The organism is Ruegeria sp. BHSC223, assembly GCF_059613025.1.
This window is the reverse complement of the sequence record NZ_JBXWRR010000013.1, coordinates 16,502-40,818: the sequence shown is the minus strand read 5'-3', so window position 1 is coordinate 40,818 and position 24,317 is coordinate 16,502. Positions and strand designations below refer to the sequence as shown.

Sequence of the window (24,317 nt, the reverse complement as noted above, 5' to 3'; positions counted from 1 at the left end):
TGTTTTCCGGGCCGGAATTCTTGCAGAATTCCGATCAGCCTGCGGCTGCGGTTTCGCGGGACGGTTTCGGGACCGGGCCGCGCAATTCCTCGTAATGATCGAAGCTCAACCTGACCCAGCCGGTGCCCCGGCTGGAACTGGCCAGCATCCGGTGCAGCTCGTCCTCTGCGACTGCTGGCAGCAGGGCGTTGAAGATTTCCCAGCCTGCGGCCGTGGGATGCGCCTCGAACCCCAGAACCTGGCCCTGGAGCCCGCTGATCGCGGGCACCAGATCTCCCACAAACATCGACGGCACGTGTATTTCGGCCCGCAGGATCGGTTGCAGTACCACCGGTTTCGCCTGCGGCAACGCCTCGCGCACCGCCGCCTTGCCGGCGGTGCGGAAGGCGTAATCGGAACTGTCTACCGCGTGATGTTTGCCATCTTTCAGTGTCACCTTCACATCAACTACCGGGAAACCCTCTGGACCGCGCGCCAGCGCCTCTTCCGCCCCCTGCGCAACCGAGGGAATATAGGTCTTGGGCACCGCGCCGCCTTTGACCACCTCGTCGAATTGGAACCCGGCCCCGCGCGGCAGCGGCTCGACCGTCAGCAGCACATCGGCGAATTGCCCGGCGCCGCCGGATTGCTTGCGATGGCGATAATGGTGTTCAACAGGTTTCTGGATCGTCTCGCGATAGGCCGTCGCCACCGGTTCCGAGGTGATCTCGACGCCAAAGTCCTCGGCCAGCTTGGTTGCGATCCGGCGCAGGTGCTGTGGTCCCTGACAGCCCAGCACCGCATGGCCGGTGGCGTCGTCGGACGAAACATGTAGGCCCGGGTCGATCTCGTTCATTCGGGCCAGCGCAGTGGACAGGCGGGCGTCGTCGCGTTCATGCGCCGGGCTGACCAATTGGCGATGGCCAGGCGGATGGCTGCGCGCCCAGTCGGGCAGGTCGGTTGCCCCGGCGCTGTCATAGATATGTCCCGGGCTCAGGTGGTCGGATTTCACCGCCAATCCGATCTGCCCGGCCGCCAGCGCGCCGATTTGGCTGCGCGCGTCCAGTTCCATGAGGCTACCGACGGTGTCGCCGCCCAAGGCCTCATGCGCCTTTACCCCGTCGCCAAGGCCGCGCAGCACCACGATCTTGCCCATGTGCTTGCGCACATCGGCAAATCCCGCGATGGCGCGCGCCTGTTCGCTGGCTGCATCGCGACCGGCGGCAATATCGAATTCGGGGGCCTCGTGGCGCAGTGCCTTCATCATCCGGGTCAGCCCGTTGCCATGGCTCGCCGCGCCCAGATAGGCCGGGATCAACTGGTGATTCTGCGACACTCGGGCCGCCAGGTCATATACCTCGGCACTGGGCGGCTGGCGGTCCTCGATCAGCTGTTCGAGAAGATGATCGTCGAAATCCGACAGCGCCTCGAGCAATTCGGCGCGCGCTTCCTGTTCACGCTCCACCGCCGCAGCGGGCAGTTCGATCAGGGCCGAGGGCTCGCCCTCGCGGTATTTCCAGGCCCGCTCCGAGATCAGGTCCACCGCGCCCACCACCTGATCGCCCTCGCGGATCGGCACCTGGCGCAGGGCGATGTGATGGGTGCAATAGGCCTGAAGCGCCGCGACGATGTCGCGGATGCGGCCATTGGGGTTGTCCAGCCGGTTGATGAACAGAAAGGCCGGGATGCCGGCCTCTTCGACAAGCCGCAGGTAGGGTGCGCACAGCACCGCCGCCTCGGGGTCGGGTGGCACCACGATCACGGCCGCGTCCGAGATCGCCATGGCCGGCCCGGCAAAGGCCAGCGCATCGCTGCCACCATCCACGTCGATTGCGCACCAGGGTTCCTCCAAATAAGAAAAACCGTGCAGATGCACGGTTTCGGACAGGTCGAATGTGGTCGGGCGGCTGTCGAGGCGACTGATGGCCTCGACCAGCGTGGACTTGCCGGATTGGCTCGGTCCGAGAACGGTGAATACGCGCATGGAGGCTATCCCTTTTCTTGTTGCAATCCTGTCATCTGCTGCGAAATCGGGGTTCCAGCGGATGCCCTCGCATCGCATGCCTGTCGTGCATCAATAGCCTGCCTCGGGGGCAAGGGCGCCACGCTGACCGGCGCAATCCTTGCCGGGTGCAGGGCAACCCGCCCTGTCCCGAGTGTGTGAAATCCGGCACTTGGCCGTCAAGCCCTTTGGTGCGCATGGGCGGGAAACCGGCGCTGGTGCGGGTCTGTCAGATCGCCGAGCTGTGTCCGGCCTTGCTGAGGTCATAGGCGTCGAATACCCGCGCCACCATCCGGGTCAGCGTCCGCGCCTCTTGCGGGATGAACAGCCCGTCCGAGGTGACGCGCAGCAGGCCATCGAACGCCTCGTTGGCTGTGCGGAACATTTGATCCAGCTCGTCGGCGGAGATCTCGTGATCGCGCAGGATCTCCGCCCGGTCGATGCGGAAATCGCACATCAGCGCCTCGATCAGGCGGGCGCGCATCACGTCCTGCCCCTTGAACAGGTGGCCGCGCGCGGTTGAAAAGCGCCCGGCCCGGATGGCGCCGGTATGGGCAGAGGTGGCCGGTGCGTTCTGCGCGTAACCCTGTGGGAATCGCGAGATCGAACTGGCACCCACGCCGATCAGCACGTCGGCCTGATCGTCGGTATATCCTTGGAAATTTCGGCGCAGCTTGCCCGCCTTCAGCGCGCGGGTCAGACCATCGTCCTGGGTGGCGAAATGGTCGATGCCGATCTCGGCGTAATTGTCCCACATGAAAAGGCGCCGCGCGGTATCGAACAGGTCGAGCCGCTGTTCCGGCGTCGGCAGCGCGTCCGAGGGAATCAACTGCTGCCGCTTGGCCATCCAAGGTACGTGGGCATAGCCGTAGAGAGCGATCCGGTCCGGGTTGAGGGACAAGAGCTTCTGCACGCTTTCGGTCATGCGCGCGCGGGTCTGATGGGGCAGGCCATAAAGGATATCTGCGTTCAGGCTATAGATGCCGCGAGCGCGAATCATCTCGACCGCGTCGCGGGTGACGTCATAGCCCTGAATGCGGCCGATGGTTTTCTGGATCTCGTCGTCGAAATCCTGCACCCCGATCGAGGCGCGATTCATCCCCGCCTCTGCCAGCGCATCCAGCCGGGCCGGGTCTATCTCGTTGGGGTCGATCTCGACCGAGAATTCGGCCTCGGGGCCCAGCGGCACCGCGTCGAAGATGCTGCGCGCCAGATCGCGCATCAGGTCGGGGTTGAGCAGGGTCGGCGTGCCGCCGCCCCAATGCAGGCGTGACAGGTGCACGCCCTCGGGCAGGCGCTCGCCCAATAGGGCCAATTCCGCCTTGAGCGTGTCCACATAGGCGATGACCGGATTGTCGGTCTGGGTGCCCTGGGTGCGGCAGGCACAGAACCAGCACAGCCTTCGGCAGAAGGGCACATGCACGTATAGCGAAATCGCGCTGCCCGGAGCGATTCCCGAAATCCAGTCACCGAAACGATCAGGCCCCACGTCATTGCTGAAATGGGGGGCGGTCGGGTAGCTCGTATATCTCGGCACTTTCGCGTCAAAAAGTCCGAGCCGGGCCAATTGTGATTTCGCTATCATGCGAGTACCGTTATGAGAGCGGTCCGTGAAGGACCTTGACTCAGATCAAGTAGGGCCGAATTCCATGAGCACCCAGCCTCAGCTTTGCCATTCCAACTGTGACGATTGCCCGATCCGGCATCGCGCCGTATGCGCGCATTGCGACACGGACGAGTTGGAAGAGCTTGAGGAGATCAAGTACTATCGCAGCTTCGAGGCCGGGCAGACCGTGATCTGGTCAGGCGATCAGATGAGTTTCGTTGGGTCCGTCGTTTCCGGCATCGCCACGCTGACCCAGACGATGGAGGATGGCCGCACTCAGATGGTGGGGCTGCTGTTGCCGTCGGATTTCGTCGGCCGCCCAGGGCGCGACGGTGCGCCTTATGATGTGGTGGCGACCACGGATCTGGTCATGTGCTGTTTCCGCAAGAAACCGTTCGAAGAGCTGATGGCGCGCACCCCGCATATCGCGCATCGGCTGCTGGAAATGACGCTGGACGAGCTGGATGCCGCGCGCGAATGGATGCTGGTGCTGGGCCGCAAGACCGCGCGCGAGAAGATCGCCAGCCTGTTGTCGATCATCGCCCGCCGTGATGCCTCGCTGACCAAGCGGGGCATGAGCGGGCCGATGGTGTTCGACCTGCCGCTGACCCGCGAGGCGATGGCCGACTATCTGGGTCTGACGCTGGAAACGGTGAGCCGCCAGATCTCGGCGCTGAAAAAGGACGGGGTGATTCACCTGGAAGGCAAGCGCCACGTCACCATCCCGGACATGGGCCGGTTGATGGAGGAAGCGGGCGATGACACCGATGGCGGGTTCCTGGTCTGAGACCGGGTATTTGCGAGGCTCTGCCTCGCGCTCCGGAGTATTTATGGCGAAATGAAGGGGGTGGGCCGCGGCTCACCTCTGGCGCCGCAGCCAGTCGGCCACGCGCCGGGCGGCTGAGCCGGGCGCCAGCGGCCGCGGGGCCCAGAGTCGCAAGGCGTGCGACAGAGTAATCCGGGTGGAAAAGGGTGCCACAAGTTGGCCGCGCGCCAGATAGGGTGCAACCAATGCCTCGTGCCCCATCAGTACCCCGGCCCCGTTCACCGTTTCCTCGACCGCCAGCGCATAGAGCGAGAATTCGGGGCCGCGCGGCACAAAGGTCTGGCCGGGTAGCGCAGCCGCCATCCAGAGCGACCAGTCGCCATGCCATGTGGTGTCGATGAGACAGGGCAGGTGGCGCAGATCCTCGGGCCGCTTCAACCGCCGCGCCAGTGCGGGTGCGCAGACGGGGGTAATCGTATCTGCGGCCAGCGCCTCGCCCGGAGCGTCGCCAAAGAACAGGCAAAGATCGAAGGGCGCCCGTTTCAGATCGGGTGGCTGTTCCATCGCGGTAACCGAGATCTCGATCTCGGGGGCCGCGGCGCGCAGACCGGGCAGGCGCGGCGATAGCCAGAGCTGGGCGACCGAGGGCAGGGCCGCCACATGTACCACTTGCGGCTTGGCGCCGGTGCGCAGGTCATGGCTGACCGCGGCCAGCCGGTCGAAAGCGCCGGTCAGATCGGGCAGAACATCGGCCGCGAGAGCGGTGAGGGTGACGCCCCGGGCGCTGCGGTCGAAGAGTGGCGCGCCCAGCATATCCTCGAGCTGCTTGATCTGAGCCGAGACCGCGCCGGGACTGACGCCCAGTTCCTCGGCGGCAGCGGCGAAACCGCCCAGTCGCGCGGCGGCCTCGAAGGCGCGCAGGGCGTTCAGCGGAAGAGGGCGTGGGCGGGGCGGGGCGACGGGCATGAGAAAGCCTTAGATTTTCTGGCCCTAATTTTCCGGGAAACTGATTTGCGCGCAAGGGGTGGTTTGGTGATCCTGCGGGCAGAGATACGGAGGTTCCCATGCCACAGCTTGCCGCCCGACCCTGGGTGCCCGCCCATTGCGAAACCCGCGTCCAGCAGATCGCGGACGTGACTGCGCGCGCCGACAGCGCGTCGATCGATGCCCGACTGGAGGCGCTGATCGAAGAAAATCGCGCGATTCACGACGAAGAGTGTTTCAACCTGAACCCCGCGACCAACGTGATGAACCCGCGCGCCGAGGCCGCGCTGGCGCGGGGATTGGGCAGCCGTCCCTCGCTGGGCTATCCGGGCGACAAATACGAGATGGGGCTTGAGGCGATCGAAGAGATCGAGGTCATCGCCGCAGAACTGGCCGCAAAGGTGTTCAACGCGCGCTATGCCGAGATCCGGGTAGGCTCGGGCGCGCTGGCCAATCTCTATGGGTTCATGGCGCTGACCCGGCCCGGTGACACGATCATCGCGCCACCGGCCAGCATTGGCGGCCATGTGACCCATCACAAGGCGGGTTGTGCGGGGCTTTACGGTCTGAGCACCATCGAGGCGCCGGTAGATGCGGATGGTTACAGCCTGGATCTGACGGCGCTTGCCGAACTGGCCGAGCGGCACCGGCCCAAGCTGATTACCGTAGGCGGCTCGTTGAACCTGTTTCCGCATCCGGTGGCGGCCGTGCGCGAGATCGCCGACCGGGTCGGTGCCAAGGTTCTGTTCGACGCGGCACATCAATGCGGGATCATCGCCGGTGGCGTCTGGGCCAACCCGCTGGACGAGGGGGCGCATCTGATGACGATGAGCACCTACAAGAGCCTGGGCGGGCCTGCGGGCGGGCTTATCGTGACCAACGAGGCCGAGATTGCCGAGCGGCTGGATGCCATCGCCTTTCCCGGCATGACCGCCAATTTCGACGCGGCGAAATCGGCGGCGCTGGCGATCTCGCTGCTGGACTGGGTCGATCATGGCGCGGCCTATGGGCAAGCGATGGTCGATCTGGCGCAGGCGTTGGCCGCCGAACTGGCGGCGCTGGGCCTGCCGGTCTTCCATGGGACAGGAGGGGCTACCGCCTCGCACCAGTTCGCGGTCGAGGCGGCGCGGTTCGGGGGCGGTCAGGCCGCATCGAAGATGCTGCGCCGGGCGGGGTTCCTGGCTTGCGGTATCGGCCTGCCTATCGCACCGGTTTCGGGGGATATGAACGGCCTCCGGATCGGCACGCCGGAACTGGTGCGGCGCGGGATAACGCCCGATCATGCTGCCGAACTGGGCTGGCTGATCACCCAAGGACTTACCGGTAACGACCCCGATGCAGTCGCATTGCGCACCCGCGAGATGCGGGCGCGGTTCCAGGGGATGCATTACATCAGGTCGTGACCGGTTCGGTGATCCGTGCTCTACTCTGCTCGAGGCCTCAGATTTCGGGAGACAGGGATCATGCAGTTCGAAAGCCTGTTCGTGATGCTTATCGTGGGTGTTCTGGCCGGGTGGTTGTCCGGGCGGATCATGGCGGGACGCGGATTCGGCCTGATCGGAAACATTATCGTCGGGATTGTTGGCGCGTTCCTTGCGGGGTTGATCTTTCCCGCTTTGGGCTTTGCCGTCGGTGGCGGTTTCATTGCATCGGTTATCCATGCCACGATCGGGGCGGTGATCCTGTTGTTCCTGATCGGGCTGGTCCGCAAGGCATGATGTTTCTGTCTTGAAGCGGGGAAACCGCCCTATGGAGAGACGGTTGGCGGCCGTGCTGGTCGCGGATTTTGCGGGTTACAGTGCCCATGTCGGACGCAACGAGGAGTTGGCTGTTCGCGCGGCGCGCGGGCATCTGGATGCCATCGAACTGGTGATCGGCCTACACCGGGGGAGGCTGGTCAAGACTATGGGCGACGGTTTGCTAGCCGAGTTCACCTCGTCCCGGGATGCAGTGGGCTGTGCCGTAGCGATTCAGAACCGGATGGTGGAGCGAAATGCGCCGCTGGATGCAGAAGAAAGCATGTATCTGCGGGTTGGCGTTCATTCCGGTGAGATCCTGGCAGAGAATGGCGACATCTTTGGTGAGGAAGTTAACATAGCGGCCCGGATCGAGGCGTTTTCGCCGGAAGGCGGCGTGGTTGTCTCGGGCAGGGTCCACGAGGAGATCTCGGGGCGGTTGGACATGGCTTTTCAGGATGCTGGCACGCCCGCCCTGAAGAACATCTCGCGCAGCATCCGTCTCTTCGAGTGGCGGCCACAGAAGCAGGCCGATGCGCCGGTAGAACGGGTAAACGCAATCGCCGACAAACCGTCGCTGGCCGTTCTTCCCCTGACGAACTGGTCGGCCAATCCGGAAACGGAGTACATTGCCGATGGCCTGACCGAAGATATCATTTCCGCACTGGCACGGGTTCCGTGGCTGTTCGTGATCGCCCGGAACTCTTCCTTTGCCTACAAAGGCACCCCGATGGACGTCCGACAGATCGGCCGGGAACTGGGGGTCAAATATGTTCTGGAAGGCAGCATGCGCATCCAGGGCAACCGGATCCGGGTCAGTGGCCAACTTGCCGACACGTCATCAGGTGCACAGGTCTGGTCAGAGCGGTTCGATGGCACCGACGAGGACATATTCGATTTGCAGGACAAGGTGACTGCCGCCGTGGTCGCCGCTGTGGCGCCCACCGTGCAGATGGCCGAGATGCAGCGCGCTGCCCAGAGCGCGCCGGGCAATGCCAGCGCATATGATTACTATCTGCAGGGGCTGGCCGCGCTGAACCGGGCGCAGGTGGCCAAGGCGGCCGATCTGTTAGATGCAGCGATCAAGGCTTCGCCGGACTATGCCAAGGCGATGGCGATCAGGGCGTGGTGCCACACTCTGAACGTGGCGTGGCGTGTCGGTTATGCCCAAGAGACCGACCGGACCAGAGGCGGAGAGCTCGCCGATGCAGCGCTTGATCTTGCCCCGGGCGATCTCGAGGTGGCAGCTTATGCTGGGTACGCACTGGCCTTTTTTGGCCTGGAGATAGAACGGGGCATGGGGCTGGTCCGGCAAGCATGTGAAGGCTGTCCAAGCTTTGCCTGGGCATGGACCTCGCTCGCGATGCTCGAAGCGTTGCAGGGCGACAGCGACAAGGTGCTGGAGCTTGCGGCGCGCGCGCGTCAACTCAACCCCAAAGATCCTTTGTGGTTTCGCGCACTTGTCGCCATCGCCGCCGTTCATCGGGATGCCGGACGGTTTGAAGAGGCGCTGGAGGCCGCTCAAGAGGGATTGCGGCTCAATCCCAATGTCGTGGTGCTTTATGTCCATTCGATTTGTTCACTGTGCGAATTGGACAGGATGGACGAAGCAAAAGTTCTGGCTAACAGGCTCTTGGACCTGTCACCCGAATTCTCGGTGTCCCGGTTTCAGGACCACCACAAGTATTTTCGCACTGCATTGCACACCGCGCAGAATACGCACTGGCTCAGAGAGGTGGGGCTACCGGAGTAGCCCCGCGCCGGATCAATGCGCCATGAAAACGGGAACGGTGGCCTGTTCCAGCATGTTGCGGGTGGCGCCGCCGAGAATCGCCTCGCGGAACCGCGAATGACCATAGGCGCCCATTACCAGCATGTCGGCGCTGGTGTCGGTGGCGTGGCGATTGAGGATGTCCGACACCCGCGTCATCGTCTTGCTGAGCACGTCGATTTCCACCTTGACGCCATGGCGGGCCAGCATCTGGCTGAGCAGGCCGCCCGGGTCCGAGCGGTCGGGGCCGTGGCGCGGGGGGTCGATTACCACGATCCGTACCAGATCGGCGGCCCGCAGGAAGGGCATGGCCAGCCGGATCGCACGCATCGCCTCGACACTTTCGTTCCACCCCAGCAGGACAGTGCGCGGCTGTTTCAGCGGCGGTGCATTGTCGGGCACCACCAGAACCGGGGCGTGCCCCTCGAACATGGCGGCTTCGACGATCGGTTCCGCTTCGCTGCCGCGATCCTCGCCATAGGGGCGCGACAGCACCACCAGGTCCGAGAAACGGGCGCGATGGGCCACATGCCGCCCCAGATCGGCAATCTGGGCCACACCGCTTTCGGCGGACCAGCGCACGCCGGACTTGCCCAGTGTATCCTGAGCCAGTTTCAGCACCTCTTCAGCCTCGGCATTGGCCCGGTTCAGCGTTTCTTGCAGGATCAGCGCGTTGGCGCCGGCATAGTAATAGCCGGTCTGACTCCGGTCGACGCCAAGGCATAGCGCCTCGGCATGGGCGTCCTGAGCCTCGGCCAGGGCGACCAATTGTGCCAAGGCCGCGGGGGCGAGCTTGGGATCGGTCAGAACGGTCAACAGGGATTTATAGGCCATCATGAACCTCGTGAGTGCATTTGCTCCCGGATCGGCCCGGGCGTTTCAATTGAGATATGCGTCTCACACATTTCGGGGTCGCGTCTTGATGCAGATCAAAGCGGGTTTTTGCGCAACTCTTCAATTAAGCGACCAGTCTAATCCGTCTGGCGTGGCGTGAGAATCGCGCGGGACAAGGCAAAGGGACGCAATATGTCGAACTATATCAAGCTCATCGCGCTTGGTCTCATCGCGCTGTTCGCGGCGATGGGGATCAACTATGCGCGCGACGTGGCTTACATGGTGCATGCAGTCATCGTGCTGCTTGTCTCCGGTGGGCTGTTCATCTGGACGCTGCGCAAAACCGACGAGGCCGGCGGTCTGCTCGACCTGTCGGGCGAATACATGGACGATGTCGTCCGTTACGGTGTCATCGCAACCGCATTCTGGGGCGTCGTCGGCTTTCTCGCCGGGACGTTCATCGCATTTCAACTCGCCTTTCCGGGGCTCAATTTCGAATGGGCCCAGGGTTATGCCAATTTCGGTCGTCTGCGCCCGCTGCACACCTCGGCGGTGATTTTCGCATTTGGCGGTAACGCGCTGATCGCGACCTCGTTCTATGTGGTTCAGCGCACCAGCGCCGCGCGGCTCTGGGGCGGCAATCTGGCGTGGTTCGTGTTCTGGGGTTACCAGCTGTTCATCGTGCTGGCGGCAACCGGCTATCTGCTGGGCGGTACCCAGTCCAAGGAATATGCCGAGCCCGAATGGTATGTGGACCTGTGGCTGACGGTGGTCTGGGTGGCCTATCTGGCCGTTTTCCTGGGCACGATCATCAAGCGCAAGGAACCCCATATCTATGTGGCCAACTGGTTCTATCTGAGCTTCATCGTCACCGTCGCCATGCTGCATGTGGTCAACAACCTGACCATCCCCGTCAGCATCTGGGGTTCGAAATCGGTCATCGTGTGGCCGGGCGTGCAGGACGCCATGGTGCAGTGGTGGTATGGCCACAACGCCGTGGGCTTTTTCCTGACCGCCGGCTTCCTCGGCATGATGTATTATTTCATCCCGAAACAGGCCGAACGTCCGGTGTTCAGCTACAAGCTGTCGATCATCCACTTCTGGGCGCTGATCTTCATCTATATCTGGGCCGGTCCGCACCACCTGCACTATACCGCGCTGCCTGACTGGGCCTCGACGCTGGGCATGGTGTTCTCGGTCGTGCTGTGGATGCCGTCCTGGGGTGGCATGATCAACGGTCTGATGACGCTCTCGGGCGCCTGGGACAAGCTGCGCACCGATCCCATCATCCGGATGATGGTGATCTCGGTCGGTTTCTACGGAATGTCGACCTTCGAAGGCCCGATGATGTCGATCCGCGCGGTGAACTCGCTGAGCCACTACACCGACTGGACCATCGGTCACGTGCACTCGGGTGCGCTGGGCTGGAACGGCATGATCACCTTCGGCGCGCTCTACTTCCTGGTGCCGGTGCTGTGGAAGCGGGATCGCCTCTACTCGCTGAAACTGGTGAACTACCACTTCTGGCTCGCCACCATCGGCATCGTGCTCTACGCCGCCTCGATGTGGGTGACCGGTATCATGGAAGGCCTGATGTGGCGCGAAGTGGATGCAAACGGCTTCCTGGTGAACTCGTTCGCCGACACCGTGGCCGCCAAGTTCCCAATGTATGTGGTGCGTGGTCTGGGCGGGGTCCTGTACCTCACCGGTGCCATCATCATGTGCTACAACCTGTGGATGACCGTTCGGAAGGCACCGGCCAAAGAGGCCAGCCTGTCCGTCGCGGTCCCGGCTGAATAAGGAGGGCCGGAGCAATGGCAATTCTCGACAAACATAAAATCCTCGAGACCAACGCGACCCTCCTGCTGATCTTCAGCTTTCTGGTCGTGACCATCGGCGGCATCGTGCAGATCGCACCGCTGTTCTGGCTGGAAAACACCATCGAGAAGGTGGAGGGCATGCGGCCCTACACCCCTCTCGAGATGGCGGGGCGCGAAGTCTACATTCGCGAAGGCTGCTATGTGTGCCACAGCCAGATGATCCGCCCCATGCGGGACGAGGTCGAACGCTATGGCCACTACTCGCTGGCGGCGGAATCGATGTACGATCACCCGTTCCAGTGGGGGTCCAAGCGGACCGGGCCCGACCTGGCCCGCGTGGGCGGCCGTTACTCGGATGACTGGCACGTGGATCACATGCGCGACCCGCAATCGGTGGTGCCGGAATCGGTGATGCCCAAATATGGCTACCTGGAACGCACCATGATCGACGGCAAGTATATCGGTGATCTCATGGCCGCCAACGCGATCGTCGGCGTGCCTTACACGGACGAGATGATCGAAGCCGCCCAATCCGACTTTGCCGCCCAGGCCGATCCCGACAGCGACTATGACGGGCTGCTGGAGCGTTATGGCGACAAGGTCAATGTGCGCAACTTCGACGGCCAGCCGGGTGTCTCCGAGGCCGATGCGCTGATCGCCTATCTGCAAATGCTGGGTACGTTGGTCGATTTCTCGACCTTCACGCCGGACGCGAGCCGCTGAGGAGGGGGACATGGAAGAATATACCCTTTTGCGGCAGTTCGCGGACAGCTGGATGCTGCTTGCACTGTTCGCGTTCTTCATCGGTGTGGTGGTCTGGGTGTTCCGCCCGGGATCGACCAGAACCTATGACGACACCGCCAACATCCCGTTTCGGCATGCGGACGCACCTGCGCCCCGTCAGGGCGTTACGGCAGCGCCCCTGCGAGGCAACGACAAACCCGCCACATTCAAGGAGGCGCGGCAATGAGCAAGAAACCTGTTCAGAAACAAGAGGTCGAAACCACCGGCCACAGCTGGGACGGGATCGAGGAATACAACAACCCGCTTCCCCGCTGGTGGCTGTGGACCTTCTATCTCTGCATCATCTGGGGCATCGGCTATACCATTGCCTATCCGGCCTGGCCCATGATCAACTCGGCCACCGCCGGGGTGATGGGCTGGTCGACGCGGGCCAATGTGGCGAACGATATCGCCGCAGTGGAAGAGGCAAACGCCCCGATCAATGCCAAGCTGGAGTCAGTCGAACTGACCGCGATCGCATCGGATGCGGATCTGAACTCCTATGCCGTGTCGGCGGGGTCTGCGGTGTTCAAGACCTGGTGCGCCCAGTGTCACGGGTCGGGCGCCGCCGGTGCGGTGGGTTATCCCAACCTGCTGGATGACGATTGGCTGTGGGGTGGTTCAGTCGAGGAGATCCACGAAACCGTCACTGTCGGTATCCGGAACACGGAAAACGACGATGCGCGCTATTCCGAGATGCCCGCCTTTGGCCGTGACGAGTTGCTGGAAGCTGCCGAGATCGACCAGGTGGTCAATTTCGTGATGTCACTGTCGGGTGAGCCGCAGGATGCCTCTCAGGTGGCGGCCGGTGCAGTGGTCTTCGAGGACAACTGCTCGTCCTGCCATGCCGAGGACGCCACTGGCGACCGCGCGCAGGGTGCCCCCAACCTGGCGGATGCCATCTGGCTCTATGGTGGCGATTACGCTGCGATCGCAGAGTCGGTGAACAACGCCCGCTTTGGCGTGATGCCTCCGTGGGACAGCCGCCTGACCGAAGCGCAGATCCGCGCGGTTTCGGTCTATGTCCACCAGCTGGGCGGTGGCGAGTAGCATAAGGATACCTCCGGGCTGCTATCGCGGCCCGGAGGGTGGCGTCGGCTGTTCGATCTGTTCGCGCGTTTCCTGAACAGCCGGCGCCTTTAGTCATAATGACAAAGCATCCGCCGACCAATCCGGTCGGCGGATCTTTTTTGTGACAGGGGCGCGGAACAGTTAATGGCTTGGGATGTAATCACTATTTCGTGATGCTCAGCGAATGGATGCGCCATTTGTACAATGTTTTCGGTCGTTTTGGCCGCGTGCGACGTAACGCCCGATGCAATTGCAGCATCAAAAGCTGCGCCACAGATACGCTTTTTGACCCATGTCAAAGTCTGTCGCGCGCGCATCTGGAAGAAGTCGCGCTGTAGAATAGCCAAAACCGGAGTGAGTCCGTGAGCGAGTCGACCCCAGAACCCAGCCTTTACGCTGCCCGAGAGCCCATATTCCCGCGGCGCGTATCGGGCACGTTCCGCAATCTCAAATGGTTCATCATGGCGGTAACGCTGGGGATTTACTATCTGACACCCTGGATTCGCTGGGATCGTGGACCCAGCCTGCCGGATCAGGCGGTTTTGCTGGATATGGCCAACCGGCGCTTTTACTTCTTCTGGATCGAGATCTGGCCGCACGAATTCTATTTTGTCGCGGGTCTGCTGATCATGGCGGGGCTGGGCCTGTTCCTGTTCACTTCGGCGCTGGGCCGGGTCTGGTGCGGTTATGCCTGTCCGCAGACAGTGTGGACCGACCTCTTCATTCTGGTCGAACGCTGGATCGAGGGCGACCGCAACGCCCGTCTGCGCCTGCACCGCCAGAAAAAGCTCGATTTCCGCAAGGCGCGGCTCAGGATCACCAAATGGACCGCCTGGTTGTTGATCGGTCTCGCCACCGGCGGGGCGTGGGTGTTCTATTTCGCGGATGCGCCGACGCTGCTGCGTGATCTGATGACCGGCAACGCCCACCCCATCGCCTATACGACGATGGCCGTGCTGACCTTTACCACCTTCTTTTTCGGTGGTTTCGCGCGCGAGCAAATCTGTATTTACGCCTGCCCCTGGCCGCGTATTCAGGCCGCGATGATGGACGAGGATACGCTGGTCGTGGGCTACCGCGAATGGCGGGGCGAGCCGCGCGGCAAGGGCAAGCGCACCGAGGATTCGGAACTGGGCGATTGCATCGACTGTATGGCCTGCGTCAACGTCTGCCCGGTCGGGATCGACATCCGAGATGGCCAGCAGCTGGAATGCATCACCTGCGCGCTGTGTATCGACGCCTGTGACGACATGATGGAGAAGATCGGCAAGCCGCGCGGACTGATCGACTATATGGCGCTCAAGGACGAAGAGGCCGAGCGCGCCGGTCACCCGCCCAAGAACATTTGGAAGCATATCCTGCGGCCGCGCACCATCATGTATACCAGTCTCTGGTCGCTGGTCGGTTTCGCGTTGCTGTTCGCGCTGTTCATCCGGTCCGACATCGACCTGACGGTGGCGCCGGTACGCAATCCGACCTTTGTTACCCTTTCGGACGGGTCGATCCGCAACACCTATGACGTGCGACTGCGCAACAAGCATGGTGAGGAACGCCCGTTCCAGCTGTCCGTGGTCGGCGATCCGGCGATGCGGATCGAGCTCGAAGGCCTGCCCGATAACAAGGTCGCCGTTCCTGCCGATACCGCCTTTTTGCAACGGGTCTATATCGTGACACCCAAGGACGCGGCCCCATCGCAAGCGGCCAGCACAGATGTCCGTATCTGGGTCGAGGATCAGAGCAACGGCGAGCGCGCCTATAAGGACACGACATTCAACGGACGGGGGAACTGAAGATGGCTGAGCGCACCTTCACCGGCAAACATGCCGCCATGGTCTTTGTCGGCGCATTCGGTATCATCATCGGGGTGAACATCCTGCTGGCTTATAGCGCGATCAAGACCTTTCCGGGTCTGGAGGTTAAGAACTCCTATGTCGCCAGCCAGGAATTCGACACCCGCCGCGACGCGCAAGAGGCGCTGGGCTGGCATGTGCGCGCCGATGCGACCGGTGGCCTGGTGGTCCTGTCGATCACCGATCAGGCGGGCAAGCCGGTCGAGGTTTCCGAACTGAAGGCGGTGTTGGGTCGCGCCACCCATGTGCAAGAGGATTTCGCGCCCGATTTCGCCTTTGACGGCACGGCCTATGTGGCCAAGGCGGAACTGGGTGATGGCAATTGGAACATCCGCATGGTGGCGCGGGCCGAGGACGGCACCGAATTTATCCAACGCGTCGTTTTGCATGTGAAGGGTTGACCCGATGACGGCGCAACTTCGCCCCTCGCCTGCGGCCTGTCCGGCCTGTGTTGCGGTCCCGGCCCAGCCGGCCCGCCCGGTGCCCGAGGATGTGCAGATCGCGCTGTCTTTGCCGGGCATCCACTGTTCGGCCTGTATCTCGACGGTCGAGCGCGCCTTGCAGGCGCATCCGGGGGTCGAGGATGCGCGGGTGAACCTGACGCTGAAACGGGCCCTGATCAAGGCCGGGCCCGAGCTGCGCGCCGCCGATCTGATCCCGGTGCTGGAGCGTGTCGGATACGAGGCGCACGAGCTGGATCCCGGCACGCTCAACGCGACCCGCAGCGACCGGGCCGGGCGCGACCTGCTGATGCGGCTGGCGGTGGCGGGCTTTGCCTCGATGAACGTGATGCTGCTGTCGGTCTCGGTGTGGTCCGGTGCCTCGGATGCGACGCGGGACATGTTCCACTGGATCTCCGCCGCCATCGCGATGCCTGCCATCGCCTTTTCCGGCCAACCTTTCTTTGTCAGCGCCTGGGGGGCGCTCAAGGCAAAGCGGCTCAACATGGATGTACCCATCGTGTTGGCCATCGTTCTGGCGCTGGTCACCTCGCTTTGGGAAACCTCGTTGAGCGGCGAACATGCCTATTTCGATGCGGCGTTGACGCTGACCTTTTTCCTGCTTGCAGGTCGCTACCTGGATTACCGTACCCGCGCCGTGGCCCGATCCGCAGCCGAGGAACTGGCCGCGCTGGAGGTGCCGCGCGCGATCCGGCTGCAAGACGGGGTCGAAACCGAGGTCGCCGTTGCGCAGCTGGCGGTGGGCGACCTGATCCTGGTGCGCCCCGGCGGGCGGATGCCCGTCGATGGCGAGATTGTCGAGGGGCGTTCGGAACTGGACCGCTCGCTGCTCACCGGCGAAACGCTGCCGATCTTTGCCGAACCGGGGCTTGTGGTCAGCGCGGGCGAGGTCAACCTGACCGGCCCGCTGGTGATCCGCGCCAGCGCGGTGGGACAGGATACCTCGCTGCACCGCATGGCCGATCTGGTGGCCATCGCCGAAAGCGGGCGCTCGCGCTATACCTCACTGGCCGACAGCGCCGCGAAACTCTATGCGCCGGGGGTGCATATCCTTTCGGCGCTCAGTTTTGTCGGCTGGTATCTCTACAGCTGGGATGTGCGCACCGCGCTCAACATCGCCGCCGCCGTGCTGATCATCACCTGCCCCTGTGCGCTGGGCCTTGCGGTGCCGGCGGTGACCACGGCCGCCTCGGGGCGTCTTTTCAAGCGGGGAATGCTGATCAAGCATGCCACCGCGCTGGAACGTCTGGCCGAAGTGGACACGGTGGTGTTCGACAAGACCGGCACGCTGACGGCGGGCACGCCCGAACTGACCAATCTGGGCGATCACCGCCGTGCCGACATGGAGGTCGCGCTGGCCCTGGCCGAGGCATCCTCGCATCCGCTTTCCGTTGCGATCACCCGCGCGGCGCGGGCTGCGGGGCTGCATCCGGCCCGGATCGACGACGTGACCGAGGTGCCGGGCTTCGGCACCGAAGGTGTCTGGCAGGGGCAACGGGTGCGGCTGGGCCGTGCCGCCTGGGTGGGCGCTGAACAGGCCGCGCAGACCTCGGCCTGGCTGGCGGTCGGCGACCGGGCGCCGGTGGCCTTTCTGTTCTCCGACGCGCTGCGCCCGGGGGCCGAGGAAACCGTCTCGGGCCTCAAGGCTGCGGGCAAGGAGGTTCTGCTGATTTCGGGCGATACCACCGGCGCGGTCGAGGCGCTGGCCCGGCGTCTGGGGATCGAGACCTGGATGGCAGAGGCCCTGCCGCAGGACAAGGCCGATCGGGTGCAGGCATTGGCCGACGCGGGCAAGCGGGTGCTGATGGTGGGCGACGGATTGAACGATACCGCCGCTCTGGCCGCCGCCCATGTCTCGATCTCACCGGCCTCGGCGCTGGACGCCGCGCGCGTGGCGTCTGATATCGTGCTGCTGGGTACCGACCTGTCACCGATTGCGGGGGCCTGCGACACAGCCGTCCGCGCGACCAGACGTATCCGCGAAAACTTCCGCATCGCCACTGTCTATAACGTGATCGCGGTGCCGCTGGCGGTTGTTGGTCTCTGCTCGCCGCTGATCGCGGCCTTGGCGATGTCGACCTCGTCGATTACCGTATCTCTGAATGCCCTGCGCCTGAGGTGAGTTGATGGAAGTCCTGACGATCCTGATCCCGATATCGCTGATCCTGGGGGCGGTGGGCCTGCTGGCTTTTGTCTATACGGTTCGATCCGACCAGTATGACGACCCCGAGGGCGACGCGCGCCGTATCCTGTCGGGGGACTGGGACGACAAGCCCAAGCCTTGACCCCGCCGCGCCCTGCGCCAGAGTTGGAACCGAAGGGGAGGGATAAGATGGATATCCATGAGAATGGCAGTCGCCCGACGCGCAAAGCGCGGTCGGATTGGTTCACCGGTACCGTCTGGCAGGATCCGGTGATCGAGGCGCCGGCGCCCGCGCGGGTGCGGGCGCTGCGGGTCGGGTTCGAACCGGGTGCGCGTACTGCATGGCATACTCATCCGCTGGGCCAGACGCTGTATGTGCTGTCCGGCACCGGTCTGGTCGGCCTGCGCGAGGCCGCCCCGCGCGTGATCCGCGCGGGCGATACGGTCTGGATCCCGCCCGGCGAGGAGCACTGGCACGGCGCCGGCCCGGAAACCGGCATGGTGCATCTGGCCATTCAGGAGGCCGAAGACGGTCAGGTCGCCAATTGGCTGGAGAAGGTGAGCGACGCCGACTATCTGACCCCTCCCCAGGCGGTGCCGAACCGGCCTTGAATTCGCGGCCTGCTCCGGCTATGTGCCGATAGTCCGCAAGCAGAGAGAAGTCAGGCATATGGCCACCATCAACCCGATCCAGTTCATCCAGCAGGTCCGCGCCGAAGTGTCCAAGGTCGTCTGGCCGACCCGCCGCGAGGTGCTGCTGACCACGGTGATGGTGTTCATCATGGCGGCGTTGACGGCTGTTTTCTTCGCGCTGGTCGACCTGTCGATCCGGGGCGGGCTGCAACTGTTGCTGGGCATGTTCAACTGACCAGGGCCCGCGTCGCGGCGCAATCCGGCCTTGCACATCGCCGGATCAGGGGCTAGGTCACGCAGTACCTTCGGGACGGGCGTGCGGCGATTCGAGCTGCGCGCCGCTTTTTGTTCCGGCGGGCCGCTCAATGGGTGGCCACAATTCAGAAATGCTCCGGGACGCGCCCGCGGACCGGCCAGAAGACGAGGACGACAGGGTCATGGCGAAACGGTGGTATTCGGTCAGCGTGCTTTCGAACTTCGAAAAGAAGGTCGCCGAGACGATCCGCGCCTCGGTCGCCGAACACGGGCTTGAAGATCAGATCGACGAGGTGCTGGTGCCGACCGAAGAGGTCATAGAGGTGCGCCGCGGCAAGAAGGTCTCGACCGAGCGCCGGTTCATGCCCGGCTATGTGCTGGTGCACATGGAAATGTCCGACCAGGGCTATCACCTGATCAACACGATCAACCGGGTCACCGGTTTCCTGGGCCCGCAGGGTCGCCCGATGCCGATGCGCGATGCCGAGGTCAACCAGATCCTCAACCGCGTGCAGGAAGGCGAAGAGGCGCCGCGCACCCTGATCTCGTTCGAGATCGGCGAGCGCGTCAAGGTCAATGACGGCCCGTTCGAAGGCTTCGATGGCATGGTCGAGGGTGTCGATGACGACAGCCAGAAACTGCGCGTCTCGGTGTCGATCTTCGGTCGCGAAACCCCTGTCGAGCTCGACTTTACCCAGGTTTCGAAACAGGGCTGATCGCGGCAAGGCTGCGCTGCCCTTCAAACCATCGGCGCCTTGGACCTTTACCGCGCGCGGCCCTTGCATTGCCGGGCGATCCGGTCTATCGGCACCCGATGCCGCCCTTGGGCGGCGAATCCCGTGGGAGACGGAGGGGGCGCGCCCCGGATGTCGGACCACATCAATAGCATCTGCCGGATCGCGTTCCGGTGGAGTTGAAAAGGAGAAGGCCAATGGCCAAGAAACTGATCGGCACGCTGAAGCTTCAGGTGCCCGCAGGCAAGGCGAACCCGTCGCCGCCAGTTGGTCCGGCGCTGGGTCAGCGCGGCATCAACATCATGGAATTCTGCAAGGCGTTCAATGCCAAGACCGCAGACATGGAAGTGGGCGCACCCTGCCCGACCGTGATTTCCTATTATCAGGACAAGTCCTTTACCATGGACATCAAGACGCCGCCCGCGTCCTATTTCCTGAAGAAAGCCGCCAAGATCCAGTCGGGTTCCAAGACCCCCTCGCGCGCGACCGCCGGCACCGTCACCGTTGCCCAGGTCCGCGAGATCGCCGAAGCGAAGATGAAGGATCTGAACGCCAACGATATCGACGGCGCAATGCAGATCATCCTGGGCTCTGCCCGGTCCATGGGCATCGAGGTGAAGTAAGATGGCAAAGCTTGGAAAACGCACCCGCGCTGCCCGCGAAGCCTTTGCCGGCAAGGAAGAACTGTCGGTCGAAGAAGCCGTTGCGCTGGTCAAGTCGGCCGCCTCGGCCAAGTTCGACGAGACCGTCGAAATCGCGATGAACCTGGGTGTTGACCCGCGTCACGCCGACCAGATGGTCCGCGGCGTTGTCGGCCTGCCCAACGGCACCGGCAAGACCGTGCGCGTCGCCGTGTTCGCCCGTGGCCCCAAGGCTGAAGAAGCCCAAGCCGCAGGCGCGGATATCGTCGGTGCCGAGGACCTGATGGAAACCATCCAGTCAGGCAAGATCGAGTTCGACCGCTGCATCGCGACCCCGGACATGATGCCGGTTGTCGGTCGTCTGGGTAAAATCCTGGGCCCGCGCAACCTGATGCCGAACCCCAAGGTCGGCACCGTGACCATGGATGTCGCCCAGGCCGTGCAGAACGCCAAGGGCGGTGAAGTTCAGTTCAAGGTCGAAAAAGCCGGCGTCATCCATGCCGGTGTCGGCAAGGTGTCGTTCGACGAGGCCAAACTGGTCGAAAACGTCCGCGCCTTTGTGGATGCTGTGGCCAAGGCCAAGCCGGCAGGTGCCAAGGGCACCTACCTGAAAAAGATCGCGATCAGCTCGACCATGGGTCCGGGCGTGTCGGTTGACGTGGCGAGCGCCTCGGGCAACTAAGCGGTCAGACTGGCGGTTCTGGCCGCCAGATACAGACAAGGGAACCCGGCCTGTTTCTCGCAGTGCCGGGTTTTCTTTTTCCGGTTCAGCCCGCCCGCCCCAGCAAGCTGCGTTTCCACCGCCCCAGCAGGATGCGCGCGCGCCGATGCAGGGGGGGGCGTTTCTCCATGTAGAACCGAGCCCGGGCGCCCATGAAATCATCCTGATACCCCTTCAGAAAGGGGGCGATGCCCCGGCCTGCCTGAAAGGCTGCGCGCACCTCAGCCATGCGCGGTCCCCATTCCTGGCAATGAAACACACGCAGGTCGGGACGATTGATCAGGCGCAGACCAAAGGCCCCGGTTTCCGAGCAGTAGAGTTCCACCGCCGCTTCGGAGCCAAACCGGCCAAAGGCATCGGCGCCGCTTTCCTGGGCCTGCTGTGCCTCGCGCCACACTTGTGCAGGCAGGATCGCGAAGCAGTTGCTGAACCGTTGCGTTCGCATCAGGCCCGTTTCGGACGCGGATGTGTCGGCGCGAAACGGAAGGGTCGAGCCTGTCAGGAAAAGGGCACCATGGCGGGCCATTGCTTCCATTGCCTCGGCTTGCCAGGGTAGATTGGACTGGCGATAGGGCAGGGTGTCGAGCCGTACGATACAAGCTAGATCGTCACCGATCAGATTGAATTGCTGCCACAAGAGGCCGGTTTCGTTCTCGGTCGTCTCGGCGGGATCGGTTTGGCCCGCAATCACCAATTCGGCGCCAAACGCGCTTGCGAGGTCGGTCAATTCCTTGGCGATGGCCGGGTCCTGGCCGATATGTACGACAAGGCGATCCGGCGGCTGGTCGAAAAACCCCATCCAGTCGCGCAGTATAGTGCAATGCGTCGGTTGCAGGACAAAGGTCAGAAGTGAGAAACCGTTTGCTTCGGTCATCGGCCTCCGCCCTTTGCGTTGCGCTGCCTTGGGCGGGGCTGCCCGTTGCGTGACGGGATGCTAGCAACGGCCTTTGCCGGGGTCAACGCGCGCCAGGCCCGCTTTGACTTGCCGCCGGGCGGCGGTATAGGCTACGCGGCGGAAAAGAGCGGCATATCAACGAGGCAGGCAGTGATGAACGATCGGAACGCGGCATGACGGTGCCTTGGCATGTTGGCGCCATTCTGAACGAAACCCTGGCCGATACACTCCGCTTCGCCGCCTGGTATCTTGAGGCCGGCGCTGAGGCGGTGACCCTGCTGTTCGACAATCCGCAAGACCCGGCGATCGCGATCCTCGACGGGCATCCGCGCCTTACCTGTGTGCCGTGTACGCCCGAATTCTGGGCGGATCTAGGGCTGACCCCCGAAACCCGGTTCACAAAGCGGCAGAACGTGGCGCTAACCTGGGTCTATCGGCGGCAGGCCGATGGATGGTTGCTGAATGTCGACGCCGACGAGTTCATGTGGGCGCCCGGGGAGGGTATCGGGGCATTCCTGGCCGCGCAACCGGCCGAAGCCGAGGCAATTCGGGTCGAGACCGCCGAGATCGTGGCGGCGCCCGACGGGGCTGCGGGCCCGGTCTATCGCCTGCCGATGGAGCGCGACGCCGCGCGCCGGGTCTATGGCGACAGCGCGGCGTTGTTCGGGCCTCGGCGCAAGGGGCTGATCGGCCATCCGCAAGGTAAATCCTTCATCCGTTGTGGGCTGAAGGATGTGGTCCTGCGTCAGCATTGGGCGCAGCGGCAACGTGGCGCCGAGATGGCCGAAACCTTTGTGCCGGTGCGCGTGGGCACAGCAGCGCTTCTGCATCACATCGGGCTCGACTACGACATCTGGCGGGCCAAGCTCGACTGGCGGCTGGTGTCGAGCGGCTTTACCGTACCTCTGACCGAGCGAATCCGGGCGCTGTTGGTGGAACCCGACGCCGAGAGCCGTCTGCAGGCGCTGCACAGCGATCTGCATGCGGTCGATCCGGAGCGTCTAGACCGGTTGCGGGCCGAAGGTGCCTGCCTGGAGTCGCCGGTCGATGTGGACGGGGTCGCGGCCCGGGTCTTTGGCGCGACGTTTGCCACCGCCTGACCCCGCGCGAACGGTCGTTTTACCCCTTGGAAACCCTGCCGCTCTGGCCTAAGAGGAGGGGCGAAGTAAAGCGTGCGATTCGTCGTGCGCTTTATTTTGTTTCGTCCAAGACGGTGGGTGGCTGCATCCGTAGCCTTAATTTCCTGCCTGAGACGGGTAAAGACCAAAGAGATCGGGGGCTCGACCCTCGGGCGATTATTTGGCTCCACCCCGTAAAACGGACATGAACGCCGGGTGAGAGCCCGGCAAATATGAGCCGGGATGTTCACCATCCCAAATTTGGAGAGAACTGTGGATAGAGCCCAGAAAGAGAAAGTGGTCGAGGAACTCGGCCAGATCTTCGAAAGCTCTGGCGTCGTGGTGGTTGCTCACTACGCCGGTCTGACAGTTGCCGAGATGCAGGACCTGCGCGCGCGTGCACGCGAAGCGGGTGGGTCTGTGCGTGTTGCCAAGAACAGGCTCGCCAAAATCGCCCTTGAGGGTAAGCCGTGTGCAAACATGGCCGACCTGCTGACGGGTATGACCGTTCTGACCTATTCCGAGGACCCCGTGGCAGCAGCCAAGGTGGCCGAGGGCTTCGCCAAGGATAACAAGAAATTTGAGATCCTCGGCGGTGCAATGGGCGAGAACGCTCTGGACCGTGCCGGCGTCGAAGCCGTGTCGAAAATGCCGTCGCGTGAAGAGCTCATTGCTCAGATCGTGTCCTGCATTGGCGCACCTGCTTCGAACATCGCTGGCGCGATTGGCGCACCTGCAAGCAATATCGCTGGCATCCTTTCCACCATCATCGAGAAGGCGGAAGCTGCGTAAGCGGTTGGCACTGAATGATCTGCGTGGGGCATATGCCCTGACGTTGGAACACACACTGTAAACGGAAAGAGCTGATAAAATGGCTGATCTGAAAGCACTCGCAGAAAGCATCGTGGGTCTGACCCTGCTGGAAGCACAGGAACTGAAAACCATCCTGAAGGATGAATACGGCATTGAGCCCGCAGCTGGCGGCGCCGTGATGATGGCAGCGGCAGGCGGCGACGCCGGCGCAGCGGCCGAAGAAGAAAAGACCGAATTCGACGTCGTTCTGAAGAACGCCGGCGCTTCGAAAATCAACGTGATCAAAGAAGTTCGCGGCATCACCGGTCTGGGCCTGAAAGAAGCCAAGGACCTGGTCGAAGCCGGCGGCAAGATCAAAGAAGGCGTTGCCAAGGCAGAAGCCGAAGAGATCAAGGCAAAGCTGGAAGCAGCTGGCGCCGAGGTCGAGCTGGCCTAAGGCCGATCGGTCAGGAGCCGTTTTCCGACACGGAAAACGGGCCGGAATTTTTGCAAAATTCCGGTTGCGCTCCGAAACTACGAGGCTGGACCCGGGAAATCCGGGCCCAGCCGAACCTGTCTTAGAAAGGACCCTTGCGGCAGGGTGTTTTCTAAGGCGCGGTTCACGGATCGGGAGGCCGCCACTCGGGACGGTGGCCATGAATTGATCCGAAACGCTCCGTCTCGAATGGTCAAGGCGCCGGGGCCCGGCGGTGCCCTTGACC

General features: G+C 63.3%; 25 protein-coding genes. 20 read left to right on the top strand and 5 right to left on the bottom strand.

Annotated elements, in window-relative coordinates; all coding sequences use genetic code 11:
• Window positions 1-34 precede the first annotated feature (34 nt).
• Both AC2FNY_RS16615 and hemN read right to left on the bottom strand, forming a co-directional pair.
• Window positions 35-1,963 (bottom strand): elongation factor G, encoded by a 1,929-nt coding sequence (locus AC2FNY_RS16615; RefSeq protein WP_234163697.1) that lies wholly within the window; start codon window positions 1,961-1,963, stop codon window positions 35-37.
• A 247-nt stretch (window positions 1,964-2,210) separates the two neighbouring features.
• Entirely contained in the window at window positions 2,211-3,566 is a 1,356-nt protein-coding gene (hemN, locus tag AC2FNY_RS16610; RefSeq protein ID WP_496803121.1) for an oxygen-independent coproporphyrinogen III oxidase, read from the bottom strand.
• A 64-nt stretch (window positions 3,567-3,630) separates the two neighbouring features.
• On the opposite strand from hemN, the gene fnrL reads away from it, so the two are divergent.
• Window positions 3,631-4,374 carry a transcriptional regulator FnrL gene (gene fnrL, locus AC2FNY_RS16605; RefSeq protein ID WP_496803120.1) on the top strand — a complete coding sequence of 248 codons (744 nt, stop codon included), beginning with the start codon at window positions 3,631-3,633 and terminating at the stop codon, window positions 4,372-4,374.
• A gap of 72 nt (window positions 4,375-4,446) precedes the next feature.
• Here the strand turns inward: fnrL and AC2FNY_RS16600 are convergent, their stop codons facing one another.
• Window positions 4,447-5,319 carry a LysR family transcriptional regulator gene (locus AC2FNY_RS16600; protein WP_496803119.1) on the bottom strand — a complete coding sequence of 291 codons (873 nt, stop codon included), beginning with the start codon at window positions 5,317-5,319 and terminating at the stop codon, window positions 4,447-4,449.
• A 98-nt stretch (window positions 5,320-5,417) separates the two neighbouring features.
• On the opposite strand from AC2FNY_RS16600, the gene glyA reads away from it, so the two are divergent.
• From glyA to AC2FNY_RS16585, 3 genes are read left to right on the top strand one after another with little or no spacing between them, the layout of a single operon-like run.
• A complete protein-coding gene (gene glyA, locus AC2FNY_RS16595) occupies window positions 5,418-6,740 on the top strand; it encodes a serine hydroxymethyltransferase (RefSeq protein WP_496803118.1) in 1,323 nt (440 codons plus the stop codon).
• A gap of 60 nt (window positions 6,741-6,800) precedes the next feature.
• Complete coding sequence (locus AC2FNY_RS16590; RefSeq protein ID WP_234138783.1) at window positions 6,801-7,055, top strand: GlsB/YeaQ/YmgE family stress response membrane protein; 255 nt, start codon at window positions 6,801-6,803, stop codon at window positions 7,053-7,055.
• Between the two features lie 52 nt (window positions 7,056-7,107).
• Window positions 7,108-8,826, top strand: coding sequence for an adenylate/guanylate cyclase domain-containing protein (locus AC2FNY_RS16585; RefSeq protein WP_496803146.1), 1,719 nt, complete (start codon window positions 7,108-7,110; stop codon window positions 8,824-8,826).
• Window positions 8,827-8,838: 12 nt separating this feature from the next.
• Here the strand turns inward: AC2FNY_RS16585 and AC2FNY_RS16580 are convergent, their stop codons facing one another.
• Window positions 8,839-9,678 (bottom strand): universal stress protein, encoded by an 840-nt coding sequence (locus AC2FNY_RS16580; RefSeq protein ID WP_496803117.1) that lies wholly within the window; start codon window positions 9,676-9,678, stop codon window positions 8,839-8,841.
• Window positions 9,679-9,870: 192 nt separating this feature from the next.
• On the opposite strand from AC2FNY_RS16580, the gene ccoN reads away from it, so the two are divergent.
• The 13 genes from ccoN (at window position 9,871) to rplA (ending at window position 20,751) form a co-directional block, all read left to right on the top strand.
• Window positions 9,871-11,478, top strand: coding sequence for a cytochrome-c oxidase, cbb3-type subunit I (gene ccoN, locus AC2FNY_RS16575; protein ID WP_234167642.1), 1,608 nt, complete (start codon window positions 9,871-9,873; stop codon window positions 11,476-11,478).
• Between the two features lie 14 nt (window positions 11,479-11,492).
• On the top strand, window positions 11,493-12,221 hold the full coding sequence (gene ccoO / locus AC2FNY_RS16570; RefSeq protein WP_496803116.1) for a cytochrome-c oxidase, cbb3-type subunit II: 729 nt from the start codon (window positions 11,493-11,495) through the stop codon (window positions 12,219-12,221).
• A gap of 10 nt (window positions 12,222-12,231) precedes the next feature.
• Window positions 12,232-12,468 carry a cbb3-type cytochrome c oxidase subunit 3 gene (locus AC2FNY_RS16565; protein WP_234144492.1) on the top strand — a complete coding sequence of 79 codons (237 nt, stop codon included), beginning with the start codon at window positions 12,232-12,234 and terminating at the stop codon, window positions 12,466-12,468.
• Entirely contained in the window at window positions 12,465-13,331 is an 867-nt protein-coding gene (gene ccoP, locus AC2FNY_RS16560) for a cytochrome-c oxidase, cbb3-type subunit III (RefSeq protein ID WP_234138787.1), read from the top strand. Before AC2FNY_RS16565 ends, ccoP begins: the two co-directional genes overlap by 4 nt.
• 482 nt (window positions 13,332-13,813) lie before the next feature.
• Complete coding sequence (gene ccoG / locus AC2FNY_RS16555; protein ID WP_496803145.1) at window positions 13,814-15,142, top strand: cytochrome c oxidase accessory protein CcoG; 1,329 nt, start codon at window positions 13,814-13,816, stop codon at window positions 15,140-15,142.
• A 2-nt stretch (window positions 15,143-15,144) separates the two neighbouring features.
• Window positions 15,145-15,603 carry a FixH family protein gene (locus tag AC2FNY_RS16550; protein ID WP_234138789.1) on the top strand — a complete coding sequence of 153 codons (459 nt, stop codon included), beginning with the start codon at window positions 15,145-15,147 and terminating at the stop codon, window positions 15,601-15,603.
• 4 nt (window positions 15,604-15,607) lie between these two features.
• Entirely contained in the window at window positions 15,608-17,785 is a 2,178-nt protein-coding gene (locus AC2FNY_RS16545; protein ID WP_496803115.1) for a heavy metal translocating P-type ATPase, read from the top strand.
• Between the two features lie 4 nt (window positions 17,786-17,789).
• Window positions 17,790-17,948, top strand: a complete 159-nt coding sequence (gene ccoS / locus AC2FNY_RS16540; RefSeq protein WP_234138791.1) for a cbb3-type cytochrome oxidase assembly protein CcoS — start codon at window positions 17,790-17,792, stop codon at window positions 17,946-17,948.
• Window positions 17,949-17,995: 47 nt separating this feature from the next.
• Window positions 17,996-18,418, top strand: a complete 423-nt coding sequence (locus AC2FNY_RS16535; RefSeq protein WP_496803114.1) for a (R)-mandelonitrile lyase — start codon at window positions 17,996-17,998, stop codon at window positions 18,416-18,418.
• A 58-nt stretch (window positions 18,419-18,476) separates the two neighbouring features.
• Window positions 18,477-18,674: a preprotein translocase subunit SecE gene (gene secE, locus AC2FNY_RS16530; protein ID WP_234138793.1), complete on the top strand. Its 198-nt coding sequence runs from the start codon at window positions 18,477-18,479 to the stop codon at window positions 18,672-18,674.
• Window positions 18,675-18,876: 202 nt separating this feature from the next.
• Window positions 18,877-19,410, top strand: a complete 534-nt coding sequence (nusG, locus tag AC2FNY_RS16525; RefSeq protein WP_234138794.1) for a transcription termination/antitermination protein NusG — start codon at window positions 18,877-18,879, stop codon at window positions 19,408-19,410.
• Window positions 19,411-19,625: 215 nt separating this feature from the next.
• Window positions 19,626-20,051, top strand: a complete 426-nt coding sequence (gene rplK / locus AC2FNY_RS16520) for a 50S ribosomal protein L11 (RefSeq protein ID WP_234138795.1) — start codon at window positions 19,626-19,628, stop codon at window positions 20,049-20,051.
• A 1-nt stretch (window position 20,052) separates the two neighbouring features.
• Window positions 20,053-20,751, top strand: a complete 699-nt coding sequence (gene rplA, locus AC2FNY_RS16515) for a 50S ribosomal protein L1 (RefSeq protein WP_234138796.1) — start codon at window positions 20,053-20,055, stop codon at window positions 20,749-20,751.
• An 85-nt stretch (window positions 20,752-20,836) separates the two neighbouring features.
• Here the strand turns inward: rplA and AC2FNY_RS16510 are convergent, their stop codons facing one another.
• The gene (locus AC2FNY_RS16510) at window positions 20,837-21,664 is read right to left on the bottom strand and encodes a hypothetical protein (RefSeq protein WP_496803113.1); all 828 of its coding nucleotides are present in this window, start codon (window positions 21,662-21,664) and stop codon (window positions 20,837-20,839) included.
• A 194-nt stretch (window positions 21,665-21,858) separates the two neighbouring features.
• Between AC2FNY_RS16510 and AC2FNY_RS16505 the strand changes: the two genes are divergently transcribed.
• From AC2FNY_RS16505 to rplL, 3 genes are all read left to right on the top strand, one after another.
• Window positions 21,859-22,785 carry a glycosyltransferase family 2 protein gene (locus tag AC2FNY_RS16505; RefSeq protein WP_496803112.1) on the top strand — a complete coding sequence of 309 codons (927 nt, stop codon included), beginning with the start codon at window positions 21,859-21,861 and terminating at the stop codon, window positions 22,783-22,785.
• A gap of 291 nt (window positions 22,786-23,076) precedes the next feature.
• Window positions 23,077-23,595 carry a 50S ribosomal protein L10 gene (rplJ, locus tag AC2FNY_RS16500; RefSeq protein ID WP_234138817.1) on the top strand — a complete coding sequence of 173 codons (519 nt, stop codon included), beginning with the start codon at window positions 23,077-23,079 and terminating at the stop codon, window positions 23,593-23,595.
• 79 nt (window positions 23,596-23,674) lie between these two features.
• The gene (gene rplL / locus AC2FNY_RS16495) at window positions 23,675-24,052 is read left to right on the top strand and encodes a 50S ribosomal protein L7/L12 (protein ID WP_234138799.1); all 378 of its coding nucleotides are present in this window, start codon (window positions 23,675-23,677) and stop codon (window positions 24,050-24,052) included.
• Window positions 24,053-24,317 lie beyond the last annotated feature (265 nt).

Bases quoted from the DNA above. Each gene is read 5' to 3' on its own strand.
- AC2FNY_RS16615 (WP_234163697.1), bottom strand. From the start codon at position 1,963: ATGCGCGTATTCACCGTTCTCGGACCGAGCCAATCCGGCAAGTCCACG.
- hemN (WP_496803121.1), bottom strand. From the start codon at position 3,566: ATGATAGCGAAATCACAATTGGCCCGGCTCGGACTTTTTGACGCGAAA.
- fnrL (WP_496803120.1), top strand. From the start codon at position 3,631: ATGAGCACCCAGCCTCAGCTTTGCCATTCCAACTGTGACGATTGCCCG.
- AC2FNY_RS16600 (WP_496803119.1), bottom strand. From the start codon at position 5,319: ATGCCCGTCGCCCCGCCCCGCCCACGCCCTCTTCCGCTGAACGCCCTG.
- glyA (WP_496803118.1), top strand. From the start codon at position 5,418: ATGCCACAGCTTGCCGCCCGACCCTGGGTGCCCGCCCATTGCGAAACC.
- AC2FNY_RS16590 (WP_234138783.1), top strand. From the start codon at position 6,801: ATGCAGTTCGAAAGCCTGTTCGTGATGCTTATCGTGGGTGTTCTGGCC.
- AC2FNY_RS16580 (WP_496803117.1), bottom strand. From the start codon at position 9,678: ATGGCCTATAAATCCCTGTTGACCGTTCTGACCGATCCCAAGCTCGCC.
- ccoN (WP_234167642.1), top strand. From the start codon at position 9,871: ATGTCGAACTATATCAAGCTCATCGCGCTTGGTCTCATCGCGCTGTTC.
- ccoO (WP_496803116.1), top strand. From the start codon at position 11,493: ATGGCAATTCTCGACAAACATAAAATCCTCGAGACCAACGCGACCCTC.
- AC2FNY_RS16565 (WP_234144492.1), top strand. From the start codon at position 12,232: ATGGAAGAATATACCCTTTTGCGGCAGTTCGCGGACAGCTGGATGCTG.
- ccoP (WP_234138787.1), top strand. From the start codon at position 12,465: ATGAGCAAGAAACCTGTTCAGAAACAAGAGGTCGAAACCACCGGCCAC.
- ccoG (WP_496803145.1), top strand. From the start codon at position 13,814: ATGGCGGTAACGCTGGGGATTTACTATCTGACACCCTGGATTCGCTGG.
- AC2FNY_RS16550 (WP_234138789.1), top strand. From the start codon at position 15,145: ATGGCTGAGCGCACCTTCACCGGCAAACATGCCGCCATGGTCTTTGTC.
- AC2FNY_RS16545 (WP_496803115.1), top strand. From the start codon at position 15,608: ATGACGGCGCAACTTCGCCCCTCGCCTGCGGCCTGTCCGGCCTGTGTT.
- ccoS (WP_234138791.1), top strand. From the start codon at position 17,790: ATGGAAGTCCTGACGATCCTGATCCCGATATCGCTGATCCTGGGGGCG.
- AC2FNY_RS16535 (WP_496803114.1), top strand. From the start codon at position 17,996: ATGGATATCCATGAGAATGGCAGTCGCCCGACGCGCAAAGCGCGGTCG.
- secE (WP_234138793.1), top strand. From the start codon at position 18,477: ATGGCCACCATCAACCCGATCCAGTTCATCCAGCAGGTCCGCGCCGAA.
- nusG (WP_234138794.1), top strand. From the start codon at position 18,877: ATGGCGAAACGGTGGTATTCGGTCAGCGTGCTTTCGAACTTCGAAAAG.
- rplK (WP_234138795.1), top strand. From the start codon at position 19,626: ATGGCCAAGAAACTGATCGGCACGCTGAAGCTTCAGGTGCCCGCAGGC.
- rplA (WP_234138796.1), top strand. From the start codon at position 20,053: ATGGCAAAGCTTGGAAAACGCACCCGCGCTGCCCGCGAAGCCTTTGCC.
- AC2FNY_RS16510 (WP_496803113.1), bottom strand. From the start codon at position 21,664: ATGACCGAAGCAAACGGTTTCTCACTTCTGACCTTTGTCCTGCAACCG.
- AC2FNY_RS16505 (WP_496803112.1), top strand. From the start codon at position 21,859: ATGACGGTGCCTTGGCATGTTGGCGCCATTCTGAACGAAACCCTGGCC.
- rplL (WP_234138799.1), top strand. From the start codon at position 23,675: ATGGCTGATCTGAAAGCACTCGCAGAAAGCATCGTGGGTCTGACCCTG.